This is a genomic window from Pseudoalteromonas sp. SR45-6 (assembly GCF_014163545.1).
Classification (GTDB): Bacteria; Pseudomonadota; Gammaproteobacteria; order Enterobacterales; family Alteromonadaceae; genus Pseudoalteromonas; species Pseudoalteromonas rhizosphaerae.
The window spans coordinates 1-5,565 of record NZ_JACJDM010000098.1 but is presented as its reverse complement, the minus strand read 5'-3'; the positions used below and the strand labels follow the sequence as shown (position 1 = coordinate 5,565).

Genomic DNA, 5,565 nt, shown 5'->3' with positions numbered 1-5,565 from the left:
TTCGATAATGTTGCGCCACTGCTCAAGGCTACGCATTTTTCTCATGGCTATCTCCTAATTGAAATTAAGAAATAGTTTAATCGGTTTGACGAGTTACTGGCAGGTGCATTTTGCTAGACGCTTACTATCATCCAGCCAAAGATAACTGCACTTACTCGCTCTAAATGTCGAGATCGCACACTTAAATATCGTCGCTGCACTATGGCAGATAAACCGCTTGATAAGTGTTTGCAGTATGCTCAGCCAAACCAGCGATTCTGCAATGTGTGGGTCTCTTGTGATGAATCCCTTAAGGTTATTCCATGACTTTAGCTCTTTGAAAAGTAACTCGATTTGCCAACGAGTCGCGTATATATCGAGTAACTCATCAAAGTTAAACTGTGTTTCTTTTAAATTAGTAACAAGGAAAACAGGGCGTTTTTCATCGGGTAGATAAATAAGCCTGTACTCGGGTCCATTTTTCTTCCAGCGTACTGTTAACTCAAGTGGCTGACTAGCACACTTTTTGAGCAATGTTTTGAGTTTAATATGCTTTTCTTTAAGCTCTACGCCCGCGCAATAAGCAGATGTGACGGTTGGGTTGATGTTTTTATTCGCTCTAACCAAAAAGTAGCCGCCATCTTGAGATACTTGCTCAAAGTAATCTAAATCAAAATACCCTGCATCAGCAAGTAATAACGTATCTCCAAGTGTGTGACTACCCGGTAAAAAGGCTCGCTCGGTTTCAACATCAGGACGGATATCTATTTCACAAGGCTGTTCGTTAAATAGGTCATAAGTAAGATGTAACTCAATTGCGGCAGGACTTATCGCAGTAAAGCGACCAGCAAAAACCGGAGCTAATTCATCATGTAGAGCAAATGAAGAGCCATCTTGCAATAACACTCGCAATATTCCTCGCTGGGTAAAAAAGGTTTTATCCAGCGTGTTTACAGTCAATTTAGACATCGCTTGAATAACGAGTTCACGGACTAGCTCAGTCAAGGCAGGTTTTCGAATTTGATTATGAAAAGGTTTATAACTTATCGTGCAATTGGCCTGCGTTCGCAGGTTCTGATGGATATCTGACAAGTTAGCGTCTTGCAGGCAAGATAAGCTTTTGAACACAGCTTTGAGCAGAGAAACGATCGACAGGCAACGGTGTCGAACTTGAAATCCGGAGGTTTTTGCAAGCTCAATGAGGTGTTTTTCTGAGATAAGGGCTTTTAATTGATTTGAAACTTGGTTAATCTGCATGTGAACTCTGTTTTTGGTCATGTTTTTATTGGCGTAACTATTTGATCATTAACAGAGTTCAACTTCAAGTTTTCTTAAGATCCAACCTATGAAATATCCTTAGTACAATTATAGGTTAGATACTAAGAAAATCTTAGCATAATATAATTTATAGCTAAGGTTCAAATAGAAACTCCAATATCTCTAATGAAGTTCTGTCTTTAGATTAATCCGATCAAAGGGAGGAGCGTCCAACTTAATTAACATAGTCTAAGAAAGCAGGTTGATGCAATTGAGCTACTCGATTATCCTCTTCTGCAAGGCTGGGTCTGTGATTGTGCAAATATCAGTCCTTCCCATCATGCGATAGCGATTTTTGGCTATCCATCTGTAAAGTTTATTTTGCATCGAAATAGGTAATATCCTCAAAACTGTCAATAAACTCCCTAACCCGCCAAGCCGCTCACCCACTTTGATAATCGCTTCCATTGAATAGTAGGGTTTACCATTTTCTAGATATAACCAACTTTCAGGATTATCAGGAGATAGTCCGTAGTGGCGTAAAACACTACTTCCAAGTAGGCTACCAACTGGGCAAATCAGAAACTCCTCATCTTTGTCAAGTTTGGCAATCAGGCGGGCGCCTTTAGAGCATGCACCACAGGTCCCATCAACAAAAACTATGCAGCCAGAATCTTTAAATTTAGGCACTTCAGGTGACTCCCTGTGAGACCAAGCTTTCAATTTAGTCATGTTATTAAGCTTATTGCAGATGTTATGACTGCGGGGCTAATAAACAATATAAGTACAGACATCATATACAGACTGAATAGGTGGATATTCAGGAAAATCATAAAGCTCAAATGCATTAACATCGCTCCGCCGACAAACCAAGGACTCAACTCTGTGATCCATAGACCAGGTGCCAGTAATAGCTCAAAGATAAGAACTCCCCAGGTCATTATCTGAACCAAAGATTTCTTGAGTAAAAAGTTAGGAAACTTAAACAGTCGATACATATCATTGGACACAGCGTAATAAATAGCTGTACCTTCTCGCCAAGTTTTACCTTTCAATTTCCAATACATGGTATTGAAGTATATAAAACACAGCTGGATCTGCATCAATCTTTGTGCCCAAGGAGCCTGCTCGGCAGGAGAGTTATTTAAGTTTTCGGGTAGATTAAATAGCAGAGCATCGAGTGACAGCGTATTTCCGCATGGTGTAAAAATAAGCAAGAAACACATCACTTTTGCCACTGCATCGCCTCCATTCGTTAAATGATCGGTACGACTTACAATTGAACGCGTGGTAATATATGCGAGTACGGCACTCAGCGGTGTTAAAAAACCTATAATCAACATGATGATGGCAGTGAGGTGAACAGCCATAATGAGCTGTGCAGACCTCATTGTTCCCGGTAAATACAAGAACAAAGACATTGATACGCCACCTGCTCGTTTAACATATCTATTATATTCAGTCAGGCCTGCTGGCCCCAAATAAAGCTCTGCTCGGTTTTGCAAATATATGGCATCAGTCAATAACACGCAGCCAAAAATAATGCGAAATACCGCGATCGGATAAACAGAGATTGGAGCAAAGAAAAAATTGTTCCACGCTTCAAGTAAAGTTTCAATAGGCATGTTTAGTCCTCACCAAGGTATGGATGAAAAGTAAATATTAGCTCTTTTTTAGCCTCCAAAATTTCACTCTGCGCTTCAATTGGAGGTGTGTCGCGAACGATGCGGAAAAGCTCTATTTTGGTCCGTTTGACCCTGCTTTTGTAAGTGCGTTGTATATATTCAATAAAATCGCGTTTTATTTGTTTGTCAGCCTTGTTTGCAGTGACTTGAAAATAAAACTTCAAAACTTTTTTATACTTTAGTTTTTCCCAAATTTTTAGTTCGTTATAAGGGATTGGTTCCCAGTTCGATTTTGAACCGTCTTCGTGGGTGAAAACTACCATTGGCCACATGTCTCTCATGGGGGGGTCTGGTGTAAACATAGTCCACTCAACATTTAAGCCTATCCAAGCGAATGGCCGGTACACTTTAGGGATGAAATAACGTCGTATGGCATTGTGTCGTTCACAATCCCAGAAAAAAAACCAAAACAAAATTACTATAATAAACAGGTTAGTTAACCCATGTATAAATAGTTCAATGTAGTATGCCACTAGTAAACCTCAGTTGTTTTTAAGAATGAATGATCAGATAGAGTCAGTTGCTGCAATGTGGTAGAGAACTTTACGAGCTCTGAGGGAAAAGGCCCTCCGACTTGTCTAAATAGAGTTCCTTTAACATTCTTCAGGAGTGCTTCTTTCCACGGGGAGTAAGCGACGTATAACTGACCACCTCGACTATAGATAGCGATGCGACCAACTTGATTATTGCTATATACACCCACTAACGCGTCATAGTTTTTGCCAGAATGGCGCTCAAAGGCGGTGTGTGTACTTTGGCAAAACTGATGAGGCCCAGCGTTAATCCAAGTAGTGCCACCGGACGTTTGGATAGACCAAGGGTATTTTGCCAATCTACCATTTTCTGTAATTAACCCTCGCTGACCTTTAGCGATAACTCGAGACAAAACGTCAGTGCCAACAGCCGCTTTTAACTCGCCTTCTTTTAGTACAATTTTTAATGTGGTACCTTGGTGATCGAAATACTCACCTACTAAAGCGTTTTTATCTGCAGGGGAGTGACTTAGCTTTACGTCTGTATTTCGTGTTAAGTAATGACTGGCAAATTCATTTATTATGTGAAACAGTTCATCTCCAGCTGAGGCTCTATTGACTATAGCGACCAATGCAAAGCCTTTTTCTGGCACCATATAAATTACACAGCTATGGCCTAAGTGTTCAGCTGCTTCAAATACTAAATTTCCCAGCTTTGAGCTAGCAAACAGTAACCCCATACCCCGAGAAATGCCATTGTCAATAGAGTTGTGGCTAGTAAACAGTAAATTGAGACTGATTTCAGTTAATAACTTTGTTCCATTGCATCTTCCACCTGTAATTAAGCATTGAAGTAGCTGCATGATGTCACGCGTATTAGAATGCATATCTGACGATGACGGCGGCGTACTAATTAAGGGCATTGGTTCACATGTAAACGGTGACTTACTGGCCTTAGTAAAGCAGGACAGCTGATGTGGCCTAGCAAATATCAAATCAGGTTCAGGTACGCCGAAGCCTGTACTTTTCATATCTAGCGGCAAAAAGATGGTTTTTTTAACAAAAAGCGTATAAGGCGTCTGAGTAACCAGCTCAATAATTTGGCCTAATAAAACAAAGCCCAAGTTTGAATATTTAATCGGGTTACTGTCACGTTTTCCAAGTGACATGAGGTCTCTATTGTTTAAGGTTGCTGCTATTTCTTCTTCACTTGGGGAAGAACCAATAAAAGCACCTCTAGGTAAACCTGCTGTATGCATCAACAGATCTTTTACGGTCACTGGTGATTTTTGACTTTGAGCCCAGTGGGTTTTTTTTAGGTAAGATAAGTACTTTGTTGCAGGCGCGTCGAGTTCTAGCTGTTGATTATCACATAAAATAAGCACAGCGATTGCTGTAATCAACTTGCTAATAGAGCCTACCTTATTAATAGCGTCGCTGCCAAAGGTAGACTCCGTAGCAAGCTCAGACATTTTATCATGTTCTATCAGGCGTACGCTCATAGAGGGAAACCCCATCAGCACTTTGCCATCTTGTAGATATTGATATAGATTAGAATCCATTTTGTCTTTCGCTCGCTAGATGGCTTATTTAGGTAAACTCAAAGCTGGCTACACTATTGAAAACATTAGCTTCAGCAATTACAGCCACTGCTGCAGAGGGGCTACCTGAGATATCAAAGCTGCCCATGTAATCAAGCATACTTGGAATTCCCGCAGTATTTGTTACGTTGCTAAGACCACTTTTAAGCGCTTTTTGATTTCCCGCATCCCAGCTCTTTTCAAAAGTCACCGCATCTACAGCATTATTGTCTTTTTTACCCAAGTTTTGAGCATAAGACAAAACCATGTATTCCTGAGCATCACGCTGATTCGCGTTGTTTACTTTAGGGCAATCACTAGAAGCGGCAGCATCACATGGGTACGTTTTTAGCATTTCTGTCTTAAGGGCACTCCAATATGTAGATGGAGTTGATTCACTACTGGGTTTGTTACTGTTTTTCAATGCATTAGCAATTGCTTCATTTGCTTTCTCTAGTGCTGTTCCAGCTAGAATTAGAGCTAGGTTTTTCAGCCTAGATGAAGATGCCGCGTTCAAGCCACCTTCTGCGGCAGCATCAGCAGCAGCATCAGCAGCGGCATCAGCGGCAGCATCAGCGGCAGCATCAGCAG

6 protein-coding genes are annotated in these 5,565 nt (G+C 40.8%); all 6 read right to left on the bottom strand.

The window, feature by feature from the left end; genetic code table 11:
- Positions 1–93: 93 nt before the first annotated feature.
- Entirely contained in the window at positions 94–1,236 is a 1,143-nt protein-coding gene (locus H5158_RS21950) for an IS4 family transposase (RefSeq protein ID WP_182740906.1), read from the bottom strand.
- A 276-nt stretch (positions 1,237–1,512) separates the two neighbouring features.
- Positions 1,513–1,968: a thiol-disulfide oxidoreductase DCC family protein gene (locus H5158_RS21945; protein WP_182719595.1), complete on the bottom strand. Its 456-nt coding sequence runs from the start codon at positions 1,966–1,968 to the stop codon at positions 1,513–1,515.
- Positions 1,965–2,861 carry an HTTM domain-containing protein gene (locus tag H5158_RS21940; RefSeq protein ID WP_182719594.1) on the bottom strand — a complete coding sequence of 299 codons (897 nt, stop codon included), beginning with the start codon at positions 2,859–2,861 and terminating at the stop codon, positions 1,965–1,967. Before H5158_RS21940 ends, H5158_RS21945 begins: the two co-directional genes overlap by 4 nt.
- 2 nt (positions 2,862–2,863) lie before the next feature.
- Complete coding sequence (locus tag H5158_RS21935; RefSeq protein WP_220491396.1) at positions 2,864–3,223, bottom strand: hypothetical protein; 360 nt, start codon at positions 3,221–3,223, stop codon at positions 2,864–2,866.
- A 170-nt stretch (positions 3,224–3,393) separates the two neighbouring features.
- A complete protein-coding gene (locus H5158_RS21930) occupies positions 3,394–4,956 on the bottom strand; it encodes a serine hydrolase (RefSeq protein WP_182719592.1) in 1,563 nt (520 codons plus the stop codon).
- A 28-nt stretch (positions 4,957–4,984) separates the two neighbouring features.
- Positions 4,985–5,565 (bottom strand): hypothetical protein (locus H5158_RS21925; protein ID WP_182740905.1); only part of this gene is annotated, 581 nt, incomplete at its 5' end.

Coding starts and splice junctions, on each gene's coding strand:
- H5158_RS21945 (WP_182719595.1), bottom strand. CDS start 1,968: ATGACTAAATTGAAAGCTTGGTCTCACAGGGAGTCACCTGAAGTGCCT.
- H5158_RS21940 (WP_182719594.1), bottom strand. CDS start 2,861: ATGCCTATTGAAACTTTACTTGAAGCGTGGAACAATTTTTTCTTTGCT.
- H5158_RS21935 (WP_220491396.1), bottom strand. CDS start 3,223: ATGTTTACACCAGACCCCCCCATGAGAGACATGTGGCCAATGGTAGTT.
- H5158_RS21950 (WP_182740906.1), bottom strand. CDS start 1,236: ATGCAGATTAACCAAGTTTCAAATCAATTAAAAGCCCTTATCTCAGAA.
- H5158_RS21930 (WP_182719592.1), bottom strand. CDS start 4,956: ATGGATTCTAATCTATATCAATATCTACAAGATGGCAAAGTGCTGATG.